The 26367-nt window shown below is 60.9% G+C and carries 24 protein-coding genes and 1 riboswitch; of the genes, 14 read left to right on the top strand and 10 right to left on the bottom strand.

Features of this window, described 5'->3' with window-relative positions; all coding sequences use genetic code 11:
- Positions 1–197 precede the first annotated feature (197 nt).
- From SYN60AY4M2_RS10295 to SYN60AY4M2_RS10270, 6 genes are all read left to right on the top strand, one after another.
- Positions 198–1391, top strand: a complete 1194-nt coding sequence (locus SYN60AY4M2_RS10295; protein ID WP_099813330.1) for an RNA-guided endonuclease TnpB family protein — start codon at positions 198–200, stop codon at positions 1389–1391.
- A 71-nt stretch (positions 1392–1462) separates the two neighbouring features.
- Positions 1463–1702: a DUF5340 domain-containing protein gene (locus tag SYN60AY4M2_RS10290; protein ID WP_041436722.1), complete on the top strand. Its 240-nt coding sequence runs from the start codon at positions 1463–1465 to the stop codon at positions 1700–1702.
- A 59-nt stretch (positions 1703–1761) separates the two neighbouring features.
- A complete protein-coding gene (locus SYN60AY4M2_RS10285) occupies positions 1762–1956 on the top strand; it encodes a heavy-metal-associated domain-containing protein (RefSeq protein ID WP_099813329.1) in 195 nt (64 codons plus the stop codon).
- A gap of 112 nt (positions 1957–2068) precedes the next feature.
- Positions 2069–4384, top strand: a complete 2316-nt coding sequence (locus tag SYN60AY4M2_RS10280; RefSeq protein ID WP_099812854.1) for a heavy metal translocating P-type ATPase — start codon at positions 2069–2071, stop codon at positions 4382–4384.
- Positions 4385–4512: 128 nt separating this feature from the next.
- Positions 4513–4649, top strand: a riboswitch (cobalamin riboswitch).
- Between the two features lie 29 nt (positions 4650–4678).
- Positions 4679–5707, top strand: coding sequence for a sirohydrochlorin chelatase (locus tag SYN60AY4M2_RS10275; RefSeq protein WP_099812853.1), 1029 nt, complete (start codon positions 4679–4681; stop codon positions 5705–5707).
- Between the two features lie 111 nt (positions 5708–5818).
- Positions 5819–6727: a hypothetical protein gene (locus tag SYN60AY4M2_RS10270; protein ID WP_240527822.1), complete on the top strand. Its 909-nt coding sequence runs from the start codon at positions 5819–5821 to the stop codon at positions 6725–6727.
- Here the strand turns inward: SYN60AY4M2_RS10270 and SYN60AY4M2_RS10265 are convergent.
- The 4 genes from SYN60AY4M2_RS10265 to obgE are packed head-to-tail and all read right to left on the bottom strand — an operon-like array spanning position 6724 to position 9605.
- Positions 6724–7353 (bottom strand): PAP/fibrillin family protein, encoded by a 630-nt coding sequence (locus tag SYN60AY4M2_RS10265; protein WP_099812851.1) that lies wholly within the window; start codon positions 7351–7353, stop codon positions 6724–6726. The genes SYN60AY4M2_RS10270 and SYN60AY4M2_RS10265 overlap by 4 nt on opposite strands.
- Before the next feature lie 55 nt (positions 7354–7408).
- Positions 7409–8116 (bottom strand): L-threonylcarbamoyladenylate synthase, encoded by a 708-nt coding sequence (locus SYN60AY4M2_RS10260; protein WP_011431175.1) that lies wholly within the window; start codon positions 8114–8116, stop codon positions 7409–7411.
- A 21-nt stretch (positions 8117–8137) separates the two neighbouring features.
- A complete protein-coding gene (locus SYN60AY4M2_RS10255) occupies positions 8138–8506 on the bottom strand; it encodes a hypothetical protein (protein WP_228375305.1) in 369 nt (122 codons plus the stop codon).
- Positions 8448–9605, bottom strand: a complete 1158-nt coding sequence (gene obgE / locus SYN60AY4M2_RS10250) for a GTPase ObgE (protein WP_011431177.1) — start codon at positions 9603–9605, stop codon at positions 8448–8450. Before obgE ends, SYN60AY4M2_RS10255 begins: the two co-directional genes overlap by 59 nt.
- A gap of 200 nt (positions 9606–9805) precedes the next feature.
- Between obgE and SYN60AY4M2_RS10245 the strand changes: the two genes are divergently transcribed.
- From SYN60AY4M2_RS10245 to SYN60AY4M2_RS10225, 5 genes are all read left to right on the top strand, one after another.
- A complete protein-coding gene (locus SYN60AY4M2_RS10245; RefSeq protein WP_011431178.1) occupies positions 9806–10777 on the top strand; it encodes a 30S ribosomal protein S1 in 972 nt (323 codons plus the stop codon).
- A gap of 126 nt (positions 10778–10903) precedes the next feature.
- Positions 10904–12190 (top strand): recombinase family protein, encoded by a 1287-nt coding sequence (locus SYN60AY4M2_RS10240; RefSeq protein WP_011431180.1) that lies wholly within the window; start codon positions 10904–10906, stop codon positions 12188–12190.
- A 380-nt stretch (positions 12191–12570) separates the two neighbouring features.
- Positions 12571–13407 (top strand): ferredoxin:protochlorophyllide reductase (ATP-dependent) iron-sulfur ATP-binding protein, encoded by an 837-nt coding sequence (bchL, locus tag SYN60AY4M2_RS10235; protein ID WP_041439195.1) that lies wholly within the window; start codon positions 12571–12573, stop codon positions 13405–13407.
- 158 nt (positions 13408–13565) lie between these two features.
- Complete coding sequence (locus SYN60AY4M2_RS10230) at positions 13566–14543, top strand: protochlorophyllide reductase (protein ID WP_011431182.1); 978 nt, start codon at positions 13566–13568, stop codon at positions 14541–14543.
- Positions 14544–14572: 29 nt separating this feature from the next.
- Positions 14573–15973: a ferredoxin:protochlorophyllide reductase (ATP-dependent) subunit N gene (locus SYN60AY4M2_RS10225; protein WP_011431183.1), complete on the top strand. Its 1401-nt coding sequence runs from the start codon at positions 14573–14575 to the stop codon at positions 15971–15973.
- On the opposite strand, the gene SYN60AY4M2_RS10220 is transcribed toward SYN60AY4M2_RS10225, so the two are convergent.
- The 4 genes from SYN60AY4M2_RS10220 to SYN60AY4M2_RS10205 all read right to left on the bottom strand — a co-directional run bounded on the left by SYN60AY4M2_RS10220 (position 15970) and on the right by SYN60AY4M2_RS10205 (position 20150).
- Positions 15970–16206, bottom strand: coding sequence for a hypothetical protein (locus SYN60AY4M2_RS10220; RefSeq protein WP_011431184.1), 237 nt, complete (start codon positions 16204–16206; stop codon positions 15970–15972). The two genes, SYN60AY4M2_RS10225 and SYN60AY4M2_RS10220, sit on opposite strands and share 4 nt — an antisense overlap.
- Before the next feature lie 75 nt (positions 16207–16281).
- The gene (gene hemL / locus SYN60AY4M2_RS10215) at positions 16282–17592 is read right to left on the bottom strand and encodes a glutamate-1-semialdehyde 2,1-aminomutase (RefSeq protein ID WP_099812850.1); all 1311 of its coding nucleotides are present in this window, start codon (positions 17590–17592) and stop codon (positions 16282–16284) included.
- 78 nt (positions 17593–17670) lie between these two features.
- Positions 17671–18909 carry a (E)-4-hydroxy-3-methylbut-2-enyl-diphosphate synthase gene (ispG, locus tag SYN60AY4M2_RS10210; protein ID WP_011431186.1) on the bottom strand — a complete coding sequence of 413 codons (1239 nt, stop codon included), beginning with the start codon at positions 18907–18909 and terminating at the stop codon, positions 17671–17673.
- A gap of 725 nt (positions 18910–19634) precedes the next feature.
- A complete protein-coding gene (locus SYN60AY4M2_RS10205; protein WP_041438544.1) occupies positions 19635–20150 on the bottom strand; it encodes a bifunctional nuclease family protein in 516 nt (171 codons plus the stop codon).
- Between the two features lie 65 nt (positions 20151–20215).
- On the opposite strand from SYN60AY4M2_RS10205, the gene SYN60AY4M2_RS10200 reads away from it, so the two are divergent.
- Positions 20216–21046: a cobalt-precorrin-6A reductase gene (locus SYN60AY4M2_RS10200; RefSeq protein WP_240527821.1), complete on the top strand. Its 831-nt coding sequence runs from the start codon at positions 20216–20218 to the stop codon at positions 21044–21046.
- Here SYN60AY4M2_RS10200 and SYN60AY4M2_RS10195 read toward each other — a convergent pair.
- Positions 21004–21360, bottom strand: coding sequence for a single-stranded DNA-binding protein (locus tag SYN60AY4M2_RS10195; protein ID WP_011431189.1), 357 nt, complete (start codon positions 21358–21360; stop codon positions 21004–21006). The genes SYN60AY4M2_RS10200 and SYN60AY4M2_RS10195 overlap by 43 nt on opposite strands.
- Positions 21361–21732: 372 nt before the next feature.
- Here SYN60AY4M2_RS10195 and SYN60AY4M2_RS10190 point away from each other — a divergent pair, with 372 nt between their 5' ends.
- On the top strand, positions 21733–23883 hold the full coding sequence (locus tag SYN60AY4M2_RS10190) for an NAD(P)H-quinone oxidoreductase subunit 5 (RefSeq protein WP_099812848.1): 2151 nt from the start codon (positions 21733–21735) through the stop codon (positions 23881–23883).
- A gap of 492 nt (positions 23884–24375) precedes the next feature.
- On the opposite strand, the gene SYN60AY4M2_RS10180 is transcribed toward SYN60AY4M2_RS10190, so the two are convergent.
- Positions 24376–25155 carry a response regulator transcription factor gene (locus SYN60AY4M2_RS10180; protein WP_099812846.1) on the bottom strand — a complete coding sequence of 260 codons (780 nt, stop codon included), beginning with the start codon at positions 25153–25155 and terminating at the stop codon, positions 24376–24378.
- Positions 25156–25252: 97 nt separating this feature from the next.
- Here SYN60AY4M2_RS10180 and fni point away from each other — a divergent pair, with 97 nt between their 5' ends.
- Positions 25253–26329, top strand: a complete 1077-nt coding sequence (gene fni / locus SYN60AY4M2_RS10175) for a type 2 isopentenyl-diphosphate Delta-isomerase (protein WP_041438548.1) — start codon at positions 25253–25255, stop codon at positions 26327–26329.
- Positions 26330–26367: the final 38 nt, after the last annotated feature.

The following is a 26367-nucleotide window of genomic DNA, read 5'->3' as shown; positions in this document are numbered from 1 at the left end:
AGTTGCGGGCCTGGGGGGTGCGCTCTGTGCTGGTGGGGGAAGCGCTGGTGAGACAGCCGGATCCCGGCCAAGCTGTGCGCCACCTGTTGTCATCTCAGTGACCTGTTGTCATCTCAGCTAGAAATCGCAGGAGCCCCGCACTGTACCCGTAGGGTCAGTGCCGGGAGGAATGCGCTTTGATGAAGTACAATGAACTTATGAGCCAAGTCCTGACCGTCTCCTGTAAGCTCAAGGCGTCCCAGTCGCAAGCCGCCAAATTGGACGCGACGAGGGATGCCTTTGTGCAGGCACTGAACTGGGTCAACCAGAACACGCCGGAGAAGATCGTCAACGCGGTCAAACTGCAATCCCTTTGCTACTACGAGATTCGAGCCCGATTCGGCTTGTCCAGCAACTTGGCCCAACAGGTCTGCAGACGGGTGGCCGGCGCCCGCAAAGCGGCGAGACAGCGTAACCGTCCAGTTAAAGAGTTCAAGCGTAGGTTCGTTACCTACGACGCACGTATCTTTTCATTCCGCGAGAAAGACTGGACGGTGTCGCTGACCACGGTGGAAGGGAGAGAACGCTTTGAGCTAGCCATTGGTAACTACCAGAGGGGAATGCTGGCTGGCTCTAACCCCAAATCGGCCACCCTAGTCCAGCGGAAGGATGGCTCCTACTACATCCAGATTTGCGTAGAGAAAAAACCACCCAAGCAACAAGATACCGACAAGGTGATCGGGGTGGACTTTGGAAGGACAGATATTGCCCATACGTCAGAGGGGGACAACTGGAATGGACAGCAGTTGAACCGAGTCCGCGACCACTACTCCAAGCTGAGGGCGGCACTCCAACGCAAAGCCAGTAAGGGCACCCGCAGTTCGCGGCGCAGATGCAGAGAACTGTTGCAACGGCTGTCTGGCAAGGAAAGACGCTTTCAGGCGTGGGTCAATCATCGCATCTCCAAAGCTATTGTCTCTAGGGCAAAGACCACAAACAGCGCTATTGCCCTGGAAGACCTGACAGGGATCCGGGAAAGGGTCAATCAACAGCCACGCAGCAAAACCGAAAGGCGCAGGGCCAACAGTTGGGCGTTCTACCAACTACGTCAGTTTCTGGAGTACAAGGCGAGGGTTGCAGGGGTTTCTCTGATTCTTGTGCCGCCCGCCTACACGTCGCAGACCTGCCACCGGTGTTTGCACATTCATCCCGACCCTGCGCAATCCTACCGCAGTGGAAAGAAGTTTAAGTGTGGGCACTGTGGATGGGAAGGGGATGCGGACTTGAATGGTGCGAATGTGATTGCGCTTTTGGGGGCTGCTGTAAACCAGCCTAGAGGTTCGTGGTTGGCTTGCCAACTGCAGGGCTACCGAAAGCCTGCCCTGTACTGCGAAGCAGTCAGGGTCGGGTAGTTTACTGAATGAAAACCATTTATCAATGGATCTCTGCGAGAACAATGGATCTCTAAGGATTGCTTGGATCGATGAAACGTATTCCTGTGCCGGCTCATATCCACTACGAATTTCTGCTGCGGGTGTTGGAGCGGCAAACCTTTCCGGCAGTGGAAGAACAGGATTTTGGCAACCGAGGCCGCACGCAAGAGCTGATCAACTCCCTGCGCAAAGCCCTCACCCAACAGGTGCAACTGGAGGAAGAGTGGCGACAGCGGGGCTATCAGGTGGACTACCGCTGGAATATGGACGAGCCTCAGCCTCCCTCTTGACCTTCCAGCCCACTGTAAGGTTTAGCATCCTTTCAGTGGCATTGGGGGGGTTTTCCAAGATGCAGGTTGTTTTGACGGTGCCCAAGCTGGCCTGTGGGGCCTGTATAGACACCATTGCGCAAGCGGTGCGGCAACTGGATCCCCAGGCGCAGGTGGAAGGGGATCCCAAAACCAAACAGGTGCGGATTACTTCTGAGCGGCCTGTGGGCGATTTGCGGCAGGCCCTCACCCAGGTGGGATATCCCCCGGCCTAGTCAATTTTGGGTCGAGAACGGTCGGCCGTCTGTTTTGAATTTCTGTACAGATGGCTGCCTTCGCCCTGCCCAGGGTGGAGAGTAGCTGTCGTTTCATCAACAAGGTGTTGCCATGTCTGCCCATAAAGGGTCATCGGCTGCACTATCGGCCTCTGCGCCTTCTCCTGAGGGCACCTGGCAGTTGGCCCTGCAAGGGATGAGCTGTGCCTCCTGCGCCCGCAGCATCGAACAGGCCCTCGCTCAGGTGCAGGGAGTATCCTCCGGATCCGTGAATTTTGCCAGTGAGCAGGCCACCGTCAAAGGGGATCCCAGGCTGGTGGATCCGCAGGCGCTGATTCGGGCGGTGGAGCGGGCGGGGTATCGGGCGCGCCTTATCCAGGAGGATTGGCAGCTGGACGATCTGTCGGATCCAGAGCGGATCGCCCAACGGGCCGCAGAACGGGAACTGAAGCTCAAGGTGGCGATAGGGGTGGGCATCAGCACGGTGCTGGTGATCGGATCCCTGCCGATGATGCTGGGGATGGACATCCCGGGCTTTCCCATGTGGCTGCACAATCCTGGGTTGCAGTTGCTGCTGACGGCTCCGGTGCAGTTTTGGGTGGGCAAGCATTTTTATCGAGGCGCTTGGGCCGCTTGGCAACGGCGCTCGGCGGATATGAACACGCTGGTGGCCTTAGGGACGAGCGCGGCTTTCTTCTATTCCATTTTCCCAACGGTTTTCCCCGACTCTTTCCATCGGCAGGGACTGCATCCCGATGTGTATTACGAAGTGTCGGCGGTGGTCACCACCTTGATCCTGGTGGGCAAGTGGATGGAGCAACGGGCTAAGGGGCAAACCTCCGAAGCCATTCGCAAGCTGATCGGGCTGCAACCGAAAACGGCGAGGGTAATCCGCCAGGGGGTGGAGCAGGATGTCCCCATTCGGGAGGTGCAGGTGGGGGATCGGATCCGGGTGCGCCCCGGCGAGAAGGTGCCGGTGGATGGGGTAATCCTAGAGGGATCCTCCACCCTCGACGAGTCGATGGTGACCGGCGAGAGCCTGCCTGTACTCAAATCGGCGGGGGATGAGGTGATTGGGGCAACGCTGAATCGGACGGGCAGCTTTGTGATGGAAGCGCGGCGGGTGGGCAAAGACACAGTTCTGGCCCAGATCGTGCGCTTGGTGCAGGAAGCTCAGGGATCCAAAGCCCCAATTCAACAGGTGACGGATCGGGTGACTGCCTGGTTTGTGCCGGCAGTGATCGGGGTGGCAGTTCTAACTTTCGTGCTCTGGTGGGTGCTGGCGGACAACCTGACGCTGGCCTTGGTGAACACGATTGGGGTGCTGATCATCGCCTGCCCTTGTGCGCTGGGGTTGGCAACCCCCACCTCGATCCTGGTGGCCACGGGACGAGGGGCAGAATTGGGGATCCTGGTGAAAAGTGCCGACAGCCTGGAATTGGCCCACCACTTGCGCACGGTGGTCTTGGACAAAACTGGCACCCTGACCGAAGGTCGCCCTACCGTCACCGATATTTGGGCCCACGGCTCCTCTCCCCTGACGGTGTTGCGCCTGGCAGCGGCGGTGGAGCGGCACTCGGAACATCCTTTGGCCCAGGCGGTGGTGCAGAAAGCCGAAGCGGAAAAAATTGCCATCCCTCCTGCCCAGCATTTTCAGGCAAGGATAGGCAGTGGGGCAGAAGCCTGGGTGGAAGACCAGTGGATCCGCATCGGTCGGCTGAGCTGGCTACAGGAGATGGGGATCCCTTGGGATCCCTCTTGGTCAGAGCGGGTTCAGAATTGGGAAAGCCAGGGCAAAACGGTGATCGGCGTAGCGCAATCCCAGAGTCTGGTGGGGCTGTTGGCCATTGCCGATCCGCTCAAACCCACCTCTCCTGAGGCAGTGCAACAGCTGCAACAGATGGGTCTAGAGGTGATCCTGCTAACCGGGGATAACCCCACTACGGCCCAAGCGATTGCCCGGCAGGCAGGCATTCAGCGGGTAATTGCCCAAGTCCGCCCCGATCAGAAGGCAGCTTACATTCGCAGCTTCAGACAACCTCGACACCGGGTGGCGATGGTGGGAGATGGCATTAACGATGCTCCGGCTCTGGCAGAAGCCGATGTGGGGATCGCCATTGGCACAGGTACGGATGTGGCGATGGCCGCCAGCGATATTACCCTCATGTCGGGGGATCTGCGGGGAGTCGCCACAGCCATTCAACTCAGCCGGGCCACCCTCAACAACATCCGCCAGAACCTCTTCTTCGCCTTTATCTACAATACGCTGGGGATCCCGATTGCCGCTGGGGCGCTCTATCCCTTTACAGGCTGGTTGCTCAACCCTATGCTGGCGGGGGCAGCCATGGCCCTGAGTTCCGTTTCGGTGGTCGCCAATGCCCTGCGCCTGCGACACTTTCAGCCCCCCAGACCAGCGGGCCGGCGTTAGGCCCTCTCCCAGGGGCAAGGGGGATTAGCGCGGCAACAGTTTTGCTGCCCTTTGAGCATGAGTCTGCCGTACCGCTCATGCCTCAGGGCTATCTTCTGGCAGACAAGGACATCCCCCCCAGGGGGCTTGGTGAACGACAAGCGGCAAGCTAACCTAAAAGGCTCAGGCAGACTGGGGAAAGCGCGGTGCAAGTCCGCCACTGTGACGCAACTGTGATGGGATCCCTCCCTCAGCCAGAACACCCACCTGCCGTTGTCCTGTACCCCTTGCGATTCACAAGGAACGGAGTTTTTTGTGTTGAATACCCTCAGTGTTTCCCCTCCGCTTGCGGTTGGGCAGTCTCCTGTTGTCCCCCTGCCCCTGTTGCTCATCGGCCACGGATCCCGTGACCCTGAAGGGCAGCAAGCCTTTCTGGAGCTGGCCCAAGTTTATCAATCCCTCACCCCCCATCGGCCGGTGATCCCCTGCTTTTTGGAGCTAGCCCAGCCCAGTATTGCCCAGGGGGTGGAACAATGCTTGGCCCAAGGGTGGCAGGAGATCGTGGCCCTGCCGCTGCTGCTTTTTGGGGCGCGCCACAACAAGTTCGACGTGACGGTGGAGCTGGATCGTCTGCAGGCCCTCCACCCGCAGTTGCGCATCCACTACGGCGGGCCGCTGGGGATCCGGGTCGAGATCTTGCAACTGTTGCGGGAGCGATTGGCCACTCTGCTGGCTGCCCAGCCGCAGCAGATCCCAGGGGCGGAAACGGTGTTGCTGTTTGTCGGTCGCGGCTCCAGCGATCCCGAAGCCAACGCCGAAGCCTGTAAGCTGGCCCGGCTGCTTTGGGAAGGATCCGGGTTTGCTGCCGTGGAAACCTGCTTTATCGGCATCACCCATCCCCGCCTGCCGGTGGGTCTGGAGCGGGCCCTCTCTTGGCAGCCGCGCCGGGTGGTTGTGCTGCCCTATTTTCTCTTTACAGGGGTGCTGGTGAAAAAAATCGAGGCGGCGGTGCAAGAACGGCGACGCCAATACCCCGAGATCGACTGGCTGATGCTGCCGGAATTGGGCCTTGTGGACGCGGTGCTGCACAGCCTGCAGCAACTGGAGCAGGAAGCTCTCCAGGGCCAAACCCTGATGAACTGCCACCTCTGCAAGTTTCGCCTGGCGGTGAGCGCAGAGCTGGGAGCGGGGCATACTCATCACCATGACCATGACTCCCATGGGCACGGATCCCATCACCATCACTCTCACCATCACCACAACCACGGCCATACCCCCGCAGCAGCAGCGGATCCCTGGGCCGAATTGCAGAGCTACCACCAGCGGGCTTGGCAAGTGCCCTAAGCGAGAAACAGAGGCTGCCGGCGGGATAAACTGAGATGCAGGCAGGCGATCTGTGAACCTGACCTCTGGTTCTCCTGCTCCGGTGGTTCTGCTAGCGAAAAAACAGAAACGATGATGTTCTCCCGCTCCTCTTGGGTCTCAGGTGCCGCTGCCGCGGGGAGCGGGATCTTTGTCTTCGCGTTGGTGGTGGGCCTGCTGGATCAGATCCTGCCGACCCTGCCCAAGGTTTCCCTGTCCTTGGCCGGGATCCCTGGGCTCCTGGCTGCAATTGGGGCCTCCTACGGGGTTTGGCGGCTGGTTCAGATGGGTCTGCAGTCGCATTCCTGGCCTGACTTTCGAGAATCGCTGTTGGCGGCTGTGTCTCCCTTCGATCCTGCCGATCACGGTGGTAGGCCGCGGCAACCCGAAGTGGATCCGCGTCCTCTGCAAGTGGCTGAGGAGATCCGCCAAACCCAGCTTCGCCACCAAAAGATCCTCGACCGCACCAAGCAGCAGGTGAAAGCCGAAATCCAAACCTGCGAACGCCCCCAAGCGCAACTGCGCAGCGAGCAGCAGCGGTGCCGAGTTCTGCAGGCCCAAGCCCAACGGTTGCAACGGCACTTGCAAAATCTCCAAACATCACCCCCGCCCTCTTCCCCAAACTCCAAACCGGCCAAACCCACACCAGAGCGGGAACTGCGCCACAGGCTCCGCCAACTTCAATCGCAAGTTACCACCCTAAAAATAGAGCTGGAACGGCAAGGGATCCAACTGCAGCAGTCGGAAGCCGAGCGGGCCCAACTCCAGCAGCAGCAGCAAAAACTTAAGCGCCTCCTGCAGCGCACAAAATCCGAAAACCAAAAGCTGCGCTCCCAACAGGAGGAATGGGCCCGGCAACTGGAGCAATCCCAACAGGAGTTGCGGACTTTGCGGGAGTCCTACCGCGCCCTGCAGACCCTCTGGGAGATAGGCTCTACCCTAACTCCCAAGACGACTGCTTCTGAAATTGCCGCCGCCGAACTCTCTGGCACCTCCGGCTAGCCGCAGCCTCGGCTCACCCGCTGCAGGACAAACACACTCCCTTCGCTGCCACGCCCAATCCGCAGGTCCTCATCCAAATAGGTGATATCCAGCCAACCCCTTGGCTCGCGGCGGCGAACGTCGATCTGCACCGCCGGGATCCGTTTGGGATCCCGCTCGAGCAGATAGAGAAAACTCTCGATCTCGTAGCTCATCAAGGCCTGGGATCCGAGCACCAAGCGCTCGAAAATGACCCTGACCCGGCATTCCGACTCTGGGTAGAAGCGGGCCGCCACCGCCACAACTCCCCGGGGCAGCCAAGCCTGCAGCCAGCCGGATCCCTGGATCTCCGCCACGTTAAAGACCCGCCCAGCTTTGGCCCGAATGCACTGGTAGATCTCGCCGGTGGTCAGAAGGGGCAACTGGGCCAGCCGCAGCAGGTCTGTGCTGGTGGTAAATAGGGTAAGCCAGTTCCCCTCCAACTGTTCAGGAACAGAGGTTGGCCTGGGGGTGGGGTTGAGCGCCTCCAAAGCAGCAATGTGAGACAAGATCTGGGCTTTCTGGTCAGGGGAAACCTTCCGGCCTCGGTCAGCCCCCTCCAGCAGGCGCAACAGGGCCAGCTTTTGCTCAGCCAAAGACTCAGGCATGGGCACACTCCACAGGCACCGGCCCTATTCTAGAGAACACGGGATCCCTCTGCCCTCAACCCTCCGCTTCCACCGGCTTCAGATTTAGATTTATTAGATCCGCCACCTGCTCGTACCCCAAGCCGGCCCGCACCAGCAGCGGCTCCGGCCCCGTGAGATCGATCACCGTCGAGACCTGGGCCCGATAGGGAGCCTCGTCATCCAGCACCAAATCCACCTGTTTCTCCAACTGTCGCATTTCCTCGGCGGTAAAGATTCCCCCCTCTTCCCAATCCCCAGCAGAGTCAAAACCCACCTCCAAAGAGCCGACGGGATCCCCGCCCAGCTTGGCCGAGGTGGAGACGATGGGATTGCCCAGCTCGGCCAACAGCGCCTGACAGATGGCCGAATCGGGCACGCGGATGCCGGTGGTTTTCCGCTTGGGATCCATGACCAACTTGGGCACCAGCTTGGTGGCCGGCAGCAAAAACGTAAACGGGCCCGGGATCAGCCGCCGCATCAGCCGATAGGCGGGATCGCTCACTTGGGCATACTGGGCAATTTGGGAAAGCGAAGGGCACAAAAAGGTGAGGGGCTTGTCGTTGGAAAGCCGCTTGAGACGCCTTACCCGCTCCACCGCCTGCTTGTGGGTGACATCGCAGCCAATGGCATAGACCGTATCGGTGGGGTAAAGCATGACCGCCCCTTCCCGCAGAGCGGCTGCAATCCGTTGGATGGAACGGGCCTGGGGATGCTGTGGATGGAGCTTAAAATACTCGGCCATTCGGGAGAAAAAAGCAAAACCTCAAGACTCGGAGCGGCTAGGGCTTTCCACCACTTCCGCAACTCCCCCAGAACGAGGGGTAGGCGGCACCGACAGGGATCCCTGCGGCCAATCTTTTAGCCGTTGCATCAGCGCTTGAATATGCAGACGAGGCAAATAGGGCCAGTCGCCTGCTTCCTCCAAATCCTGAAGCACCCGATAGAGCTCTTGCCGGGTGTTGGGCAAAGACTCTCGGAAGGCCCCCTCCAAAATCGTGCGGTGCAGATCCTCCAACAACCGCAGGAGCATCAACAGCTCCACACAAGCTCCCGCCCTCGCCTGGGCCGCCTGCTCAATGGCCAACTTGATCTGGCGCAAATCGGGGGGCAGATCCTCCGCCGAGATATACATAGCCGCTCATCTCTGAGTTTTGGGAAGGCAGGGGCACTCCTATTCTAAGATTCTCCTGCCCCCGAACTGGCTGGATTTTGCTAGCCGCCGCGGGTCGATGGAGATCCGGATCCCGGCCCAGGCACTGCCACACCCGCTGCAACAAGGGCTCCAGCCCCTGCCTGGCAACCGCCGAGATGGCCGATACCGGGGCACCGGCAGCCATTGACAGCCGCTGGGTGCGCTCGCTCACCTCCTGGGGCTCAAGGGCATCGATCTTGTTCAAAACCACAATCTGCGGCTTGTCGCTTAGCCCGTGGCCGTAGGCGCGCAGCTCCTGCTGAATGATTTGGTAATCCCTGACGGGATCTGCTGCTGTGCCGTCCACCAGGTGGATCAACACCCGCGTGCGCTCCACATGGCGCAAAAAGTCGTGGCCCAACCCCACCCCTCGGTGTGCCCCCTCGATCAGTCCGGGAATGTCGGCAAACACCACCCCATCCCCGGCAGGATGGGGCACCACTCCCAAATTGGGCTGCAGGGTGGTGAAGGGGTAATCGGCGATCTTGGGCCGGGCGGACGAGACCACCGAGATCAGGGTGGATTTGCCCGCATTGGGCATACCGACGATCCCCACCTCGGCAATGAGCTTTAGCTCCAGGCGCAGGCGTCGCCGCTCTCCCGGTTGGCCCCTGGTAAATTGGCGGGGAGCCCGATTGTGGTTGCTGAGAAAATGGGCATTGCCCAGGCCGCCTTTCCCGCCCCGAGCCACCAGCAGCCGATCCCCGGGCTGCACCAGATCCCCCAGCAGCTCGCCGGTCTCTGTGTCGAACACCATTGTGCCGCAGGGCACCCGCACCAGCCGATCCGCACCACTGGCGCCACTGCGATGGTTGGGCCCCCCTTTGGCCCCATGTTCTGCCTTGATCACCGGCTGAAAGCGAAAATCCAACAAGGTCTGCAGGCCGGGATCTGCCACCAGGATCACCGAGCCGCCCCGTCCTCCATTGCCCCCTGAGGGCCCTCCGGCGGGCACATACTTTTCCCGGCGAAAGGCAACAATGCCATCTCCGCCGTTCCCCGCCTGCACTTCAATTTCCGCCTGGTCGATAAAGTGCAATCGCCCCTCTCCCACCTGTGGCCCTCTCTCTCTAGCTTGGCAGGATCGCGAGGAAGTTTGCCACAAAAGCTGCCCTCTTAAGCTACTATAGTATTTCCCAAGCCATTGCCTGTCCCGCCTGGGAGGGTGAGCGAGTATGGGAGCTGTTCCTTACAAGTTCAACTGCTAATTCGCATCAACTGCTCTGCTGTTACACCCCTATGAGTCGATTCACCGCTGCTGCCGATGTAGGTTTCACCACCGAGGACTTTGCCGCCCTCTTGGATAAGTACGACTATCACTTCAGCCCTGGCGAAATTGTAGCTGGCACGGTATTTTCGGTGGAGCCGGGCGGTGCGTTGATCGATATTGGGGCCAAGACGGCTGCCTTCCTGCCTTTGCAGGAGATGTCCATCAGCCGGATAGAGGATCCGCACGAGGTGCTGCAGCCGGGAGAGACGCGCGAGTTTTTTATCCTCACCGAAGAAAATGAAGAGGGGCAACTGACCCTCTCCATCCGCCGCATCGAGTACATGCGGGCCTGGGAGCGGGTGCGGCAGCTACAAAAAGAAGACGCCACGGTGCGGGCCACCATTTTTGCCACCAACCGCGGAGGCGCCCTGGTGCGTATTGAGGGACTGCGCGGCTTTATCCCCGGCTCCCACATCAGCAGCCGCAAGCCCAAGGAAGAGCTGGTGGGCGAAGAGCTGCCCCTGAAGTTTTTGGAGGTGGACGAAGACCGCAACCGACTGGTGTTGAGCCATCGCCGCGCCCTGGTGGAGCGGAAGATGAACAAGCTGGAGGTGGGCGAGGTAGTGGTCGGCACGGTGCGCGGCATCAAGCCTTACGGTGCCTTCATCGACATTGGCGGTGTCTCTGGCTTGCTGCACATTTCCGAGATCTCCCACGAGCATGTCGACACGCCTCACAGCGTCTTCAACGTCAACGACGAAGTGAAGGTGATGATCATCGACCTAGACGCAGAACGGGGTCGCATCTCGCTGTCTACCAAGCAACTGGAGCCCAATCCCGGCGACATGCTGCGAGATCCCAAGCTGGTTTACGAAAAAGCAGAAGAAATGGCGGCCAAGTACCGCGAGCAACTGCGGGCTGCCAAGCAAGGACAAGTCGAGGAGGCGCCGCTGGAGGTTTCGGAAGAGGAGCTGGAATACGCGGCTGCGGCGGTGGAGTAAAGCCATCTTGCGGAGAGCCTTCGGCGGCCAAGGCTTGCCGGTTTGTCTCTCCCTTAGCCTAGCTGGGATCCCTGGCCAAGAGGGGTGTCGGGTGCGGGTACAGCAGCGGTGAGAGTTTGCTTGTCCATGAGCGTTTGCGGCTACCTCTACACGCCCGCCCATGCCTCTTGGCCAGACCAGGAGCTGGCCTGGTTGAAAGCACACGGGGCCGATCCCATCTGGCACGACTGGGGATCCCGCATCCATCTGGAAGAGCTGTTGCAGGGCATTGCCGCCGGATCGGTGCAGCAGGTGCTGCTGGTGCGCCTGGCGGATCTGGGGGATCGAGTGGAGGAAGTCCACCAACGGCTATTGCAGATCCAACAAGCGGGGCTCCGCCTCAGCTTGGTCAACGAGTCCGGCCTGCACACCCCCAGCGCTGCTGCCGATTGGATCCCGCTGCTGGCCGAGCTCCCCCATCAATTGCAGAGCCGCCGCCTCTGCTGCAGCCAAGCCCAAAACCGTCTAGCGGGCAAGCCTCCCCCTGGGCCTGCCCCCTTTGGCTACCGCCGCGAAGGGGATCGCTACGCGCTGGATCGCCGCCAAGCCCCCATTGTTCAGGATTTTTTCCAGCACTTTCTTCTCTACGGATCCTTGCGCCAGGCGGTGCGCTTCATCGCTGAAAAACACCACAAGCGCATTTCGGTGGCCACCGGGCGCAACTGGCTGCTCAACCCGGTCTATCGTGGAGATCTGGCCTACGCCGACGGCACCGTTCTGCGCGATACCCACCCGGCTCTCCTCAGCCGCGCCGAGGCCGCCCAGATCGATCGCTGGCTCAAACGCAACCAAAAGATCCCGCGCCGCAGCGCCAGCGCCCCCCGCGCCTTGGCCGGCCTAGTCCATTGCCGCGTCTGCGGCAGCCTTCTGCGCATTGTGCAAACCACCCCTCGCAAGGCCAAGAAGAACGGCTCCTCCTACCTCTACCTGCGTTGCCAAACCTGTCGCTACAGCCTCCACTACGCCGCCGTTCTGCAGGAGGTGATCCGCCAAGTCTGCCAACAGCTCCCCCAGCGGGCCCAAAACCTGGATCGGCAGGCCCTGGATCAAACCCGCCAACAGCTCCAAGCCCAGATCCAAGCCAACAGCGAGCGGCTGCGACAACTGGAGGAGCTGCAGCAATCTGGACTAATGGACGAACCTGCCCTGGCCCAGCGCTGCTACCAGTTGCGGGCGGAAACGGCCCGCTTGGCCCAAAAGCTGGAACAGCTCCCCCCCGCCAACTTCCTCCAGATTGCCCAAACTCTCTCCATCCCGCCCTTCTGGCAAGACCTCAGCGAGAGTGAGCGCCGCGCCTACCTGCGGGAATTCCTGCGCAGGGTTGAGGTGGATTCTACAGGGGCCGTGCAGATGACCTTTGCCTTCGATCCCTAAGGGATCCCTTTTGAATTGCCGATTCCGCCGCTCCTCTGGACATTGAGACAATTCTTGAGACCCGCCCTCACACCGGGAACAGGGATCCCGCCAGCCGTCTCCATCGGGTTGACGGGAGGACGTTTGTCGTCAGCGCTCGTCAGAGGCGAGGAGAGAGGCATCATTTGCTTTTGATCTACTTTTATACAAAAACAAAAAACAAAAGCTGATAAACAGCTAAAATCTAGCTCTAAAAATCTTTTGGACGGAATTTTGTCTGTCCAGCGATTTAGGAAACTCCTTTAACCTGTTTTAGACTTCCCTTAACTCTTCTTAACACTTCTCAGGAGGTGGATGGGCTGCCGATAATGGCCTTTGCCAGGCTTGTGGAGGAACGTGCTGTGAAGTTGGCAGTTTACGGAAAGGGTGGGATCGGCAAGTCCACCACCAGTTGCAACCTCTCGGTGGCTTTGGCCAAGCGGGGCAAAAAGGTTCTGCAGATCGGCTGTGATCCCAAGCACGACAGCACCTTCACCCTGACCGGCTTTTTGATCCCCACCATCATCGACACTCTGGAGGCCAAGGGCTACCACTACGAAGACATCTACCCGGAGGACGTGATCTACCGCGGCTATGGCGGCGTAGATTGCGTCGAGGCGGGCGGTCCACCGGCGGGGGCCGGCTGTGGCGGCTATGTGGTGGGGGAGACCGTCAAACTCCTGAAGGAGCTAAATGCTTTCGATGAATACGACGTCATTCTCTTCGACGTGCTGGGGGACGTGGTGTGCGGCGGCTTTGCTGCCCCCCTCAACTACGCCGACTACTGCGTGATCGTGACCGACAACGGCTTTGACGCCCTCTTTGCCGCCAATCGCATTGCCGCCTCGGTGCGGGAGAAGGCCAAAACCCGCAAGCTGCGGCTGGCCGGGTTGATCGGCAATCGCACCAGCAAGCGGGATCTCATCGACCAATACGTCTCGGCAGTGCCCATGCCCGTGCTCGAGGTGTTGCCACTGGTCGAGGACATTCGCATCTCGCGGGTGAAGGGCAAAACCCTCTTCGAGATGGCAGAGACGGATCCCAGCCTGGAGCCCGTCTGTCAGTACTACCTGAACATCGCCGACGAGCTGCTGGCCCGCCCGGAGGGGATCGTGCCCCGGCCTGCCGAGGATCGGGAGCTGTTTGCCCTGCTTTCGGACTTTTACAAAACCCCCGTGCGGGAGCCGGCGCTGGTGTAAGGGATCCCAAGCCTGCCAGCTTGCCGGTGTGTCTAAAAGTGAAGCAATTGTTTCGAAAAACCGTCGCAAACCTTATCAATTCGTTGTCTGGCCCGCTTTCCACTCCAAGATGGATTGTGCAGGAAATCCCTCTTGAGGACATGGCAGAGGAGTTGGATATGCAAGCACAAGCGCAACCCACCGTGGTGATTACCGGAGCTTCTTCCGGCGTCGGCCTGTATGCGGCTTTGGCTTTGGCCAAGCGGGGCTGGCACGTGGTGATGGCCTGTCGGGATCTGGACAAAGGCCGGCGGATGGCCCAGCAGGTGGGGATCCCCCAGGGCAGCTACACCTTGATGCCGATCGATCTGGCCAGCCTGGCCAGTGTGCGGCAATTTGTCGAGCAATTTCGCCAGTCGGGCCGCTCTCTGGATGCCCTGGTGTGCAACGCCGCCATCTACATGCCCTTGCTCAAGCAGCCCCTGCGCAGCCCGGAGGGCTATGAGCTGACCATGGCCACCAACCACCTGGGGCACTTCTTGCTCTGCCATTTGATGCTGGAGGATCTGAAGCGCTCCACTTACCCGGATCGGCGGCTGGTGATCTTGGGCACCGTCACCCACAACCCCAAGGAGCTGGGGGGCAAGATCCCGCCCCAACCCCACCTGGGGGATCTGCGGGGTTTTGCCCAGGGTTTCAAGGAGCCGATCAGCATGGCCGATGGCGGCAAGTTCGATCCCGTCAAGGCCTACAAAGACAGCAAAGTCTGCAACATCCTCACCATGCGGGAGCTGCACCGCCGCTTCCACGAGAGCACCGGCATCACCTTCCTCTCCCTCTACCCCGGCTGCGTGGCGGAAACAGGCCTCTTCCGCCATCACTATCCCCTGTTCCAAAAGCTCTTCCCCTGGTTTCAAAAAAACATCACCGGTGGCTATGTCTCCCAGGAGCTGGCCGGCGAGCGGGTGGCCCAGGTGGTGGCGGATCCCGAGTTTCGCCAGTCAGGGTTCTACTGGAGCTGGGGCAACCGGCAACGCAAGAATGCCAAGCCCTTTAACCAAGAAGTCTCGGACGAAGCAGGGGACGAGGCCAAGGCCAAGCTGCTCTGGGATCTGAGCGAAAAATTGGTGGGCGTGCCCCAGTTGGTCGCCCTCTAGCTTGACAAACCCTTTTCTAGGAGCCGACGATGACTGCTGCTGTGGATACTTCCAATACCCTCCACTTTCAATGCGAGACCGGCAACTACCACACCTTCTGCCCGATTAGTTGCGTGGCCTGGCTCTACCCCAAAATCGAAGACAGCTTCTTTTTGGTGATCGGCACCAAAACCTGTGGCTACTTTTTGCAAAATGCCATGGGGGTGATGATCTTCGCCGAGCCGCGCTATGCCATGGCCGAGCTGGAAGAGGGAGATATCAGCGCCAAGCTCAACGACTACGAGGAGCTGAAGCGGCTGTGCCTGCAAATCCAGCGGGATCGCAACCCCAGCGTCATCGTCTGGATCGGCACCTGCACCACCGAGATCATCAAAATGGATCTGGAGGGCCTGGCACAGAAGCTAGAGGCCGAGATCGGGATCCCGATTGTGGTGGCACGGGCCAACGGCCTCGACTACGCCTTTACCCAGGGGGAAGACACGGTGTTGGCTTCCATGGCCCAGCGCTGCCCGGAGCAGGTGCAGGAAGAGGAGCGGGAGACGCGGGGCGGCCTGCAGGCCCTTTTCTACGGGCTGCGCTCCGGCAAAAAGAAAGAGGAAGAGGGCTTCCACCCCCACCCGCCGCTGGTCATCTTCGGCTCCGTGCCGGATCCGGTGGTTACCCAACTCACTCTGGAGCTGAAAAAATACGGGATCCGCGTCTCCGGCTGGCTGCCGGCCAAGCGCTACGGGGAGCTGCCGGCCATCGAGCCGGGCACCCATGTGGTGGGGGTGAATCCTTTCCTCAGCCGCACCGCCACCACGCTGGTGCGCCGCAAAAAGGCCAAGCTCATCCCTGCTCCTTTTCCCATCGGGCCAGATGGCACCCGCGCCTGGATCGAAGCCATTGCCCGCGAGCTGGGGATCCCGACTCCAGGCCTGGCAGAGCGGGAAGCGGAAGTGTGGCGCCACCCCCAAGTTCAAGAGTACCTGGGCCTGCTGCGGGGCAAGAGCGTCTTCTTCATGGGGGATAACCTGCTGGAGGTCTCCCTGGCCCGCTTCCTGGTGCGCTGCGGCATGACGGTGCAGGAAATCGGGATCCCTTACCTCGACAAGCGCTACCAAGCCGCCGAGCTGGCCCTCTTGGAGCGCACCTGCGAGGAGATGGGGGTGCCCAAGCCCACCCTGGTGGAGAAGCCGGATAACTACCACCAACTGCAGCGCATCAAAGCCCTGCAGCCGGATCTGGTGATCACGGGCATGGCCCACGCCAACCCCCTCGAGGCCCGCGGCATCACCACCAAATGGTCGGTGGAGTTTACCTTTGCCCCGATCCACGGCTTCGGCAACACCCAGGCGCTGCTGGAGTTGGTCACCCGCCCGCTGCGGCGCAACGCCGCCCTCAAAGGCTTGGGCTGGGAACAGTTGGTACGCGAAGAAGCTTCTGTCTAGCCCTCTGGCTCCTCGTTGTCGAAGAGCAAGCCGTCCAGGTGATCCGGAAGTTGCTGCCGGTCGATCCAGACCATGCCCGCCAAAATCGCCTCGGCCTCATTTTGGAAGTAGCCGTAGGCTTTGGCAGCAGGCTCCACTGAGCCATCCTGACGTAGCCGCTGGCAGCAAAAGATAAACCCCTTGTCGGTAGTTTGGGTGGTGATGCGCCAGTTGCGGTGGATGTGCTCGGCCATGGTCGGGGATCCCAATGCAGCAAGGGAGCTCCCTCACCCCCAACCCCTCTCTCAAGGGGAGAGGGGAGAAAAACCCTAGAGCGTGCGCAGCACCTCTCGCGCTGCCTCTAGGGTTCTCTCCACATCGGCCTCGGTGTGGGCCAGGGAAGTGAAGCCGGCCTCAAATTGCGAGGGCGCCAGATACACCCCCCGCTCCAGCATGCCGCGGTGGAAGCGGGCAAACTTCTGCAAATCCGAGCGCTTGGCCTCCTCGTAGTTGCGCACCGGGCCGGCGGTGAAGAAAAAGCCGAACATGCCGGGCAAATAGCCCCCGCACATCTCATGACCGCTCTCTTGTGCAATCTGCAGCAGCCCCGTCGCCAACTGCTCGGTAATCCGCTCCAGATACTCATAGGTACCGGGTCGGCGCAAGATGTCCAGAGTGTGGATCCCGGCCGTCATGGCCAGGGGATTGCCGGAGAGGGTGCCCGCCTGGTACATGGGCCCCGCCGGCGCCACCATCTCCATAATCTCCCGCCGACCGCCGTAGGCCCCCACCGGCAGGCCGCCGCCGATCACCTTGCCCAGGGTGGTCAAATCGGGGATGACGCCAAACTTGGCCTGCACGCCGCCGTAGCTGATGCGAAAGCCGGTCATCACCTCGTCAAACACCAGCAGGGCGCCATACTTTTGCGTCAGCTCCCGCAAACCCTCCAAAAAGCCCGGCTGCGGCGGAATGAAGCCGGCATTGCCCACCACCGGCTCCAGGATCACGCCGGCAATGGAGTCGGGATACTGCTCAAACAGAGCCTTGACTGCCTCTAGGTCGTTGTAGGGGGCGGTCAGCGTGGCACTGGTGGCAGCCTTGGGCACCCCCGGCGAATCTGGCAGGCCCAGCGTGGCTACCCCCGAGCCGGCCTTGACCAAAAACATGTCCGCATGGCCGTGGTAGCAGCCCTCGAACTTGATCACCTTTTCCCGCCCGGTGTAGGCCCGCATCAGGCGCAGCGCCGCCATGCAGGCTTCGGTGCCGGAGTTGACAAAGCGCACCATCTCCACGCTGGGCACCGCCTCGATCACCCGCTCGGCCAGCTCGTTTTCCAAAACGCAAGGGGCGCCAAAGCTGGTGCCTTTCTCCAGGGCCCGCCGCAACGCCTCGATCACCTCGGGGTGGGCGTGGCCGACAATCGCCGGCCCCCAACTGCCGATGTAGTCGATGTACTGGTTGCCATCCACATCCCAGGCGTAGGCGCCGGCAACGCGGTCGAAGACGACGGGATCCCCGCCCACCGACTTAAAGGCACGCACCGGAGAGCTGACGCCCCCCGGCATAAGCTGCTGCGCCCGTGCAAAGATCTGCCTGGAGCGGCTGGTGTTAAACGAGCGAGTGGGGAGAGTGCTGGTCATACTGGGAGCTGTTCAACGCATCTTCTAGGCTAGCAGGCAAGGAGACCTGCTGGTGGACTGCTGCCCTCTCTTTTGGTTTTAGTTACTTGGGCTTCCTTCTGGGGGATCCACCCACCGCCCATCGGCTTTGATGAGCTCGATCAGCGCCTGGACGCCCTCCGACTCGGGCACCTTCTTCACCTCCTCCTTTCCGCGGTAGAGGGAGATGTAGCCGGGGGTTTTCCCCACATAGCCGTAGTCGGCGTCGGCCATTTCCCCCGGCCCGTTGACGATGCAGCCCATGACGGCAATGTCGAGGCCCACCAGGTGCTGGGTTGCGGCCCGCACCTTCTGCAGTACTTCCTCCAAGTTGAAGAGGGTGCGGCCACAGGAGGGGCAGGCCACATATTCCACCATGGTTTTGCGCAGGTTGAGGGCCTGCAAGATGCCGTAGGCCACCGGGATCTCTTTTTCCGGGGCTTCGGTTAGGGAAACCCGAATGGTGTCACCGATCCCCTCGGCCAGAAGCGTCCCGATCCCCACTGCCGATTTGATGCGGCCATATTCTCCATCGCCGGCCTCGGTCACCCCCAAGTGGAAGGGGTAGTTCAGGCCCAAGGCATCGAAGCGGCGGGCCGCCAGCCGGTAGGCCGCCAACATCACCTGCGGACGGGAAGCTTTGAAGGAAAGAACTACGTTGTGGAAGTCTTGCTCGGCGCAAATCTCGGCATATTCTAGGGCCGACTCCACCATGCCCTCTGGAGTGTCTCCATACATGAAGAGCATGCGCTCGGCCAGGGATCCGTGGTTGACGCCGATGCGCAGGGCTTTGTTCTGAGCTTTGAGGGTCTGCACCAGGGGGGTGAAGGTTTCGCGGATCTTATTGCGGATGGCCTCCAGTTCGGCTTGGGTGTACTCGGTGCGACCGGGCTGCGGCTTTTCCAGGACGAACAGACCCGGGTTGATGCGCACCTTGTCCACGTATTGGGCGACCTCCAGGGCGATCTTGATGCCGTTGTGGTGGACATCGGCCACCAGCGGCACCGGCTTGTAGGTTTGGATCAGCTTGCTCCGAATCGCCTCCATCGCCTTGGCATGGGCCATGCTGGGAACGGTAACCCGCACGATCTCCGAGCCCGCCTCGTGCAGACGACGGATGGCCGCCACCGCCGCATCGATGTCGAGAGTGTCTTCGTTGATCATGGACTGCACCACCACCGGGTGCTGGCTGCCGATCAACACGTTGCCTACGGCTACGGTGCGGGTAGGACGACGGGGGTAGACCGGTTCTGGGTAGGGCTGCTGAGAGGGCGCGTTGGGCCGATCTAGAGTCTGCATGGCTTGCTAAAAAAGGGCTGCTCTAGCTTGATTGTAGGCCGAAATGCCAGCAAGACCGAGGATCTCCCCGCTTGGCCCACAGCTCCGACCCCCCGGCTTTGGCTAAAAAGCGCGGCACAGGTCTAGGGGTAGAAGGCGCAAACGAGCTGACTTCTCGGACAAATGGCGCAATAAAGAAAAGTCAAGCCAATCAACTGCCCCAGGGGAGCAGGATCACTCTCGATGAAGCCGTCCTAGCCGCACAAGCCGCACAATTTGCTAGAAACTAGGGTGTCGGTACTCCCTTTGTCAAGCTGGGCAAACTCCCCTGCCATTCTTGCCAGGGGGACGGTGGCTTTGAAGCAAGCCCGCCTGCCTTGGACGGCAACAGGGTGTCAAAGCAAAACACCCTGAGTTCCAAGATGAGCCGTATGCACCTGGGAGCTCTAGAGGGAGAGAGAGCAATCCCCGGTTAGCGGTATAACCTCGGTCTCAAAGGTTTCTAGAGAAATCCCTCCGCACGAGCAGGCAGCGTTTTGGCTAGGGCCGATAAGCAGGAATTAAAATGCTCCCCTTGGGCTGGCGCGAGGGCGTCCTTTGCGGCCAAGTCTGAGGTGGAGGCAAGCCGCCCCTGAAAACGGCACTCAAGGGCCTAGGGGAACTGTCTACAGGGAAAGAGGCAACTGCCGGCGCTGAGGGTGCTCTTGGAGCCGCTCAGCATCTGTCCTAGCGGAGAAGACAGGGCTTCAGCCATCCGATTCCGTGGGCTGATCCCTGAGGAGGTGGCTGCGAATAAAGTCTTTGGGCGTCACGCTTTCCACAAACTTATGGAAGGCCTCCCGCTCTGCCTCGTCGGCATCTTGGTTCATCGGGATCGAAGCTTCCGCAATCACCTCTTCTACGGTCCAGATGGGGGCATGGGCCCGCAAGGCAAGGGCAATGGCATCGCTGGGGCGGCAGTCGATCTCCTGCTTTTTATCGCCGCAGACTGTAACAAGCACTGCATAGAAGGTGTTGTCCAGCAGCGCGTGGATGATAACCCGCTCCAGCTTGATCCCCCAAGCTTTCCAGGAGTTCAGAATAAGGTCGTGGGTCATGGGGCGGAGGGGCTTTTGGTCGTCCAGCGCCTGCAGAATGGCGTTGGCCTCCGCTCTTCCTACCCAGATGGGTAGGGCACGCCGCTCATGGGTATCGCGCAAGATGACAATGGGAGCCTGGTTGACAGCGTCGACCGCGATCCCAGCCACATGCATCTCGATCATGAGCACTCGCCTCCAGCCTTCAGACCTCGATCGTATCCACTGGTAGCAAACTTTGGCAACACAGCATGGGCTCGGTTCGTACATCACTTGAAGTGGCCCTCATCGGTGGCACCAGCGAAAGCCGCAGCTTGGCCCACGTCCTCAGCCATGAGGGGATCCCTTGGATAGCCACCGTCACCACCGAGGGCGGAAGAAGGCTGTATCGGGATCTGCCCGGCCAGGTGGTGGTGACGCGATTTTCGCCGCCATCTTTGGCACAATTCCTACAGGAACACGGGATCCGCGTGCTGGTAGATGCTTCCCATCCCTTCGCCCAGGAGATCTCGCAACTGGCCATGCAGGTGACCGCCCAACTGGGGATCCCCTACCTGCGCTACGAGCGCCCCCCGGTGGCGTTGGATCCCTGGGTACAGGTGGCGCCGGACTGGCAGGCGGTGCTCACGGATGGCGTACTGGCGGGGCGGCGGGTGCTGCTGACGGTGGGGGTGAAGGCATTGCCCCTGTTTGGGCCCTGGCAGGATCGCTGCCAACTGTGGGCGCGGGTGCTGCCGGAGTCGGTTCCCCAAGCGGTGCAAGCCGGGATCCCTGCCGAGCGGGTGATCGGAATGCGCCTGCCCCTCAGCTTTGAGCAGGAACTGCGGCTTTGGCAGAGTCTAGATCCTCAGGTAGTCATCAGCAAGGAGTCTGGAGAAGCGGGTGGGCTGGCCGTCAAGCAGGCAGTGGCCAAAACCCTGGGGATCCCGCTGTGGGTCATCCGGCGGCCACCCTTGCGCTATCCCTGGTGCAGCCAGGATTTGACAGCGGTGGTGCAGGAGTGCAAGCGCCGACTGGCCGGAGCTCACGCTCAAACAAATCAAAACGGCTCCTCGGCGGGCAGGTCAGCCTCCCGGTCTTGACGGGATCCCAGGAGTTCGAGGCGATCTACGGCAATGACGGGTCTTTGGCGATCCTCACCGGTGGATTTGTCTTTCCAGCGATCGAACTTGAGGCTGCCGGTTACCCCAATGAGGCTGCCCTTGCGCACATATTCTCCGGCCACCTCGGCGGTGCGCCCCCACAGCTCTAGGTTGAACCAATCGGGCTTGTCTTCGCCTTTGCGGAAGCGGTTCACCGCCAAGCTAAAGGTACACACCACCCTGCCCGACTCAAAGTAGCGCACCTCCGGATCCATGCCGGCTCGCCCCACCAAGGTCACCAAGTTCAGGCTCATGGGCTTTTCTCCAGACAGTCTGCAGCTTTCAGCCTTTAGTTGTAGCGCTTGCAAGGGATCCCTGTCATCTTGGCAACGACAGTCTCAGCCGATCCCGTCAGCGGGCCGTAGGCCTTGCGGATCTGAGCTGGGGGAGAGTCTTCAGGATATCTCCCGATTCTCCTGCGGGGATCTCGGTTGATCGGGAAGAAGAATCTTTGCTCTCATGGACTGGGTGGTTGCAGGGGGGGCGCTGATCGTGTTGCAAAGATTTACAATATCAGAAGCTCCAGAGCACCTGCCGGCCTAGGCCCCTGATCCCGACAGACAGATTGCCACCGGCCAGCAAGAAGGGCTCATCACTGCAAGAGGACGCATTCAGCACCAGTTCCTATGGAATTCATCTACGCATACGCCTGGTTGATCCCCGTTTATCCGTTGGTGGCGGCTTTTTTACTCGGCTTGGGCATTTTGCTGTTCAATGCCTGGACAAGGGCCAACCGCTCTCTGGCCGCCTTCTTGAGCGTGTTCGCGACGGGAACGGCGATGGTTCACGCCTTTGCCCTCTTGGCCGGCCAAGTGCAGGGCCATGAGACCGTTCTCAAAACCCTCACCTGGGCTCAGGCGGGCTCCTTCTCCCTGGACATGGGCTTTGTGGTGGATCACTTGAGCGCCATGATGCTGGTGGTGGTAACCACGGTGGCCTTTCTGGTGCAGATCTACTCCGACGGCTACATGGCCCACGACCCTGGCTATGTGCGTTTCTACGCCTACCTGAGCCTGTTTGCCTCCTCGATGCTGGGCCTGGTGGTCAGCCCCAACCTGGTGCAAATCTATGTCTTCTGGGAGCTGGTGGGGATGTGCTCCTACCTGCTGATTGGCTTTTGGTACGAGCGGCAGGCAGCGGCGGAGGCAGCCCAGAAGGCGTTTGTCGTCAACCGGGTGGGGGACTTTGGGCTGTTGCTGGGCATTTTGGGCTTCTACTGGATTTCCGGCACGTTTGGGTTCGAGGAGCTGGCTCGCAATGTGGAGCAGATGGTGGCCAACGGCGCGGTGAGCAGCAGCTTGGTTGCCCTGTTTGCGGTGTTGGTGTTCTTGGGCCCGGTGGCCAAGTCGGCCCAGTTCCCGCTGCACGTGTGGCTGCCGGATGCCATGGAAGGCCCCACGCCCATTTCGGCCCTCATCCACGCAGCCACGATGGTGGCCGCCGGGGTGTTCCTGTTGGCGCGCATGTTCCCGCTGCTGGAAGGGATCCCACCAGTCATGGACCTCATCGCCTGGACAGGGGCGGGCACGGCCTTTTTGGGGGCCAGCATTGCCATCACCCAAAACGACATCAAAAAGGGCCTGGCCTACTCCACCATTTCCCAGCTGGGCTACATGGTCATGGCCATGGGATCCGGTGCCTATGGGGCAAGCTTGTTCCACCTGATGACCCACGCCTACTTCAAGGCGCTGCTCTTCTTGGGCTCTGGCTCTGTAATTCATGGCATGGAGGCGGTGGTGGGCCACGACCCGGTCTTGGCCCAGGACATGCGCCTGATGGGAGGGCTGCGCAAGTTCATGCCCGTTACGGCCTTCACGTTTTTGATCGGCACGCTGGCCATCTGTGGGATCCCGCCCTTTGCCGGCTTTTGGTCTAAAGATGAGATTTTGGCCGCGGTTTTTGAGCGCAACCCGGCCCTCTGGGGGGTGGGCTTCCTCACGGCGGGGATCACCGCCTTCTACATGTTCCGCATCTACTTCCTCACCTTTGAAGGGGAGTTTCGCGGCACCAACCTGAAGCTGCGGCAGGAGGTGGCCGTCAGCCAAGGCCGACCGGTGCCGGCTTTTGCCTACGCGTTTGCCGGGAAAGAGGCGGCCTATGGTCCCGGAGCCATGAACATTTACGAAAAGCCCCAGCCCAGCAGCCATCCCGAAGCTGGGGGAGAGGGACACGAAGGGCATGGCCACGCTGCCGAGCCGCATGAATCTCCGGCATCGATGACGATTCCGCTGGTGGCGCTGGCCGTTCCTTCCGTGCTGATCGGCTTGGTGGGCACTCCCTTTGCCAACTTCTTCGAGGCTTTCATCCATGCGCCTGGTGAGTCTGCAGCAGAAACTGGTTGGGCCCAGGTGGCCGCCGAGTGGCAAGCGGTGCTGGCCGGCCACTTCGATTGGGCAGAGTTTCTGATCATGGCGGGCAGCTCGGTGGGCATTGGGCTGATCGGCATTGCCCTGGCGGGTCTTATCTACTGGCAAAAACGTATTGATCCCAGCACCTTCCCCCAAAGTCTGCAACCCCTGTACTACTTCTCCCTCAACAAGTGGTACATTGACGACCTCTACGAGCGGGTCTTTGTGCGGGGCACCCGCTTTGTGGCGCGGGAGGCCTTGGAGGTGGACAGCCGCATTGTGGATGGGGTGGTCAACTTGACGGGCCTGGCGACCATGGTCGGCGGCGAAGTGATGAAATATCTGGAGAACGGCAAGGCGCAGTTTTACGCTTTGATCATCTTTGCGGCGGTGGTGGTGATGGTGGTGCTTTCTGGGGTTGGGGTCTAGCCCAGGAGCTCGGTTGCTGCTGATCAAGGTTTTGCCATCAGCAGTAAACTAACCGGCTCCGACCGCCCCCCTCAATCCCCTCGTATACGGGGGGCAGGGGGGCCGGGGGGCAAGTCTTCCAAGGCAATAGGACTGTTGGTTGCCTGCGCCCTACAAACAATCGCTTTGGAGAGGCAGTGATTCACCCAAGCCTGAGAGCGTCTCTCCCTGCCAGACAGCCGCTGAGCGACCGAAGTACACGCGCCCTTGCCATTCGACTCTCCGCACAACACCGGAGCGCACCCTGCATTGCACAGTTTCTCGGATGCCACCCCGCCACTGTCCTCAACGACCTCAAGCGAGGGCAACAGCGTTGCTGCGATGGGCTTGCGGACGGCAAAGCACTTGGCGCTCCCCCAAAAGTTACCCCTGGGGTGAAGGCTTACCTTGTCACCCTGCCTGCCGAAAACTGCATCTAGGCAGCCACGCAACTGCAAGTGCATCTCTTCACACTCACCCGACACTTGAAGCAGCTCTACGGCGCCGCTGTTGAGGCCCAGATCCTGGGGCAGTTGCGCCAGCAGCTCGACTCGGCTGCTGCAAGGGAGGAGGCGGCTCTATGCCGAAGCTGTAGCCCACCTGGCGCACAGTGTGAATGAGGCGGGGTTGGTGCGGATCGCGCTCCAGTTTCTTGCGCAGGGAGAGGATGTGGGTATCGATGGTGCGGGGGTTGGCGGTGGAATCGGGCCAAGCCCGCTCCAGCAGCTCCTGCCGCGAGAGAGGATCCCCATCGGCCTGGATCAGCACCATCAGCAAGCTAAACTCCTGCGGGGTGAGGTCGATGCCTTGGCCGGCCAGGGTGACGCGCCGCTGCACCAGGTCGATTTTCAGATCCCCATACTGCAGGAAGGTGGGGGGAAGGCTGCGCCGCAGCCGACGGGTCAGGGCCTGAATGTGAGCATCCAGAAGGGGCAGACTAAGGGGCTTGGTGAGGTAGTCGTCTGCGCCTGCCTTCAGCCAAGCGATGATGTCGGCTTCCGCTCCCTGTTGGGAGAGGAGCAAGATCAACACATCGCAATGGCGATGCGCCCACCGGCATAGTTGGAGTCCGGCACGGCTGGACAGCTCCGCATCCAAAATTAAGAGGTGGACAGGCTGCTGTTGCAGCAGGGTTTTGGCTTGGCGAATGGTCTCCGCTTCCCAAACCCGGTGCCGTGCCTGTTGCAGATGCCAACCCAGCAAGCTGCGCAGATGAGGGTTGCCTTCTGCCAGCAAGATGTGCAAAGGTTGCATGGCTACTAGGTTGGATCCCGCCCTCATCATAGACAGCGGGCCACCTTCGGACAATGTTGTTCGCCCGCTACCGGTTGGACAGCCCTCTATCCAGACCATGGCCGATTCTCCATCCCCTATCTCCGAACGTAAGCAGGATCACCTGGACATTGTTTTGCGGCAGGACGTAAACGCCAGAGGGATCCGCACCGGATTTGAGCGGTTTTTCTTCGAGCACGTGGCGCTGCCGGAGCTGCTGCTGCCCGAGATCGATCTCAGTTGCCAGTTTCTGGGAAAACGCCTGCAGGCCCCTCTGCTGATTAGCAGCATGACCGGGGGGACAGACACTGCCCGGGAGCTAAACCTGTACCTGGCGGCTGCCGCTCAAGAGCTGGGCATTGCCATGGGGGTGGGATCCCAGCGGGCAGCTTTAGAACACCCGGAGCTGGCCCAGACTTACCAGGTGCGCCCAGTGGCTCCGGATATTCTGCTTTTGGCCAACCTGGGCGCTGTGCAGCTCAACTACGGCTATGGCCTGGAGCAGGCGCGACGGGCAGTGGAGATGATCGAGGCAGATGCGCTGATTTTGCACCTCAACCCGCTGCAGGAGGCGGTTCAGCCCCAGGGGGATCCCGACTGGCGCAACCTCTATCGCCGCATCGAGCAGTTGGTGAACCAGTTGCCGGTGCCGGTGCTGGTCAAGGAAGTGGGCAATGGCCTCAGCGCCCAAGTAGCCCGGCGGCTGGCCGAGTGTGGCGTGGCCGCCCTAGATGTGGCTGGGGCAGGGGGGACGAGCTGGAGCGAGGTGGAAGCCCATCGCCAGACCGATCCCCTCCAGAAACGCATTGCCCACAGCTTCCGGGACTGGGGGATCCCAACCGCCTTGGCCCTGCTGGAAATCCGCCGCTTCCTGCCCAACCTGCCCCTGGTGGCCAGCGGCGGCATCCGCACCGGCATCGATGCAGCCAAAGCCATCCGCTTAGGGGCCGATGTGGTCGGCATGGCCGCTCCCGCTCTCCACGCCGTCTCCCGAGGGCGGGCCCAGGCGGTGGTGGACAGCTTCCGAGCCGTGATCGAGGAGCTGAGGATCGCCGCTTTTTGCACCGGATCGGCCAACTTGGCGCAGCTACGGCAAGCGGCTTTGCGCTGGCAAGATACCTGGGATCCGCTGCCTCCTATCATGGAAAGGGGTTGAAATCAAATTCCCAACACCTGCCACAGGCTCACCTCCAA

Origin of the sequence: Synechococcus sp. 60AY4M2 (assembly GCF_002760375.1) — a bacterium.
Lineage (GTDB): Bacteria > Cyanobacteriota > Cyanobacteriia > Thermostichales > Thermostichaceae > Thermostichus.
This window is presented reverse-complemented; position numbering and strand designations above follow the sequence as displayed.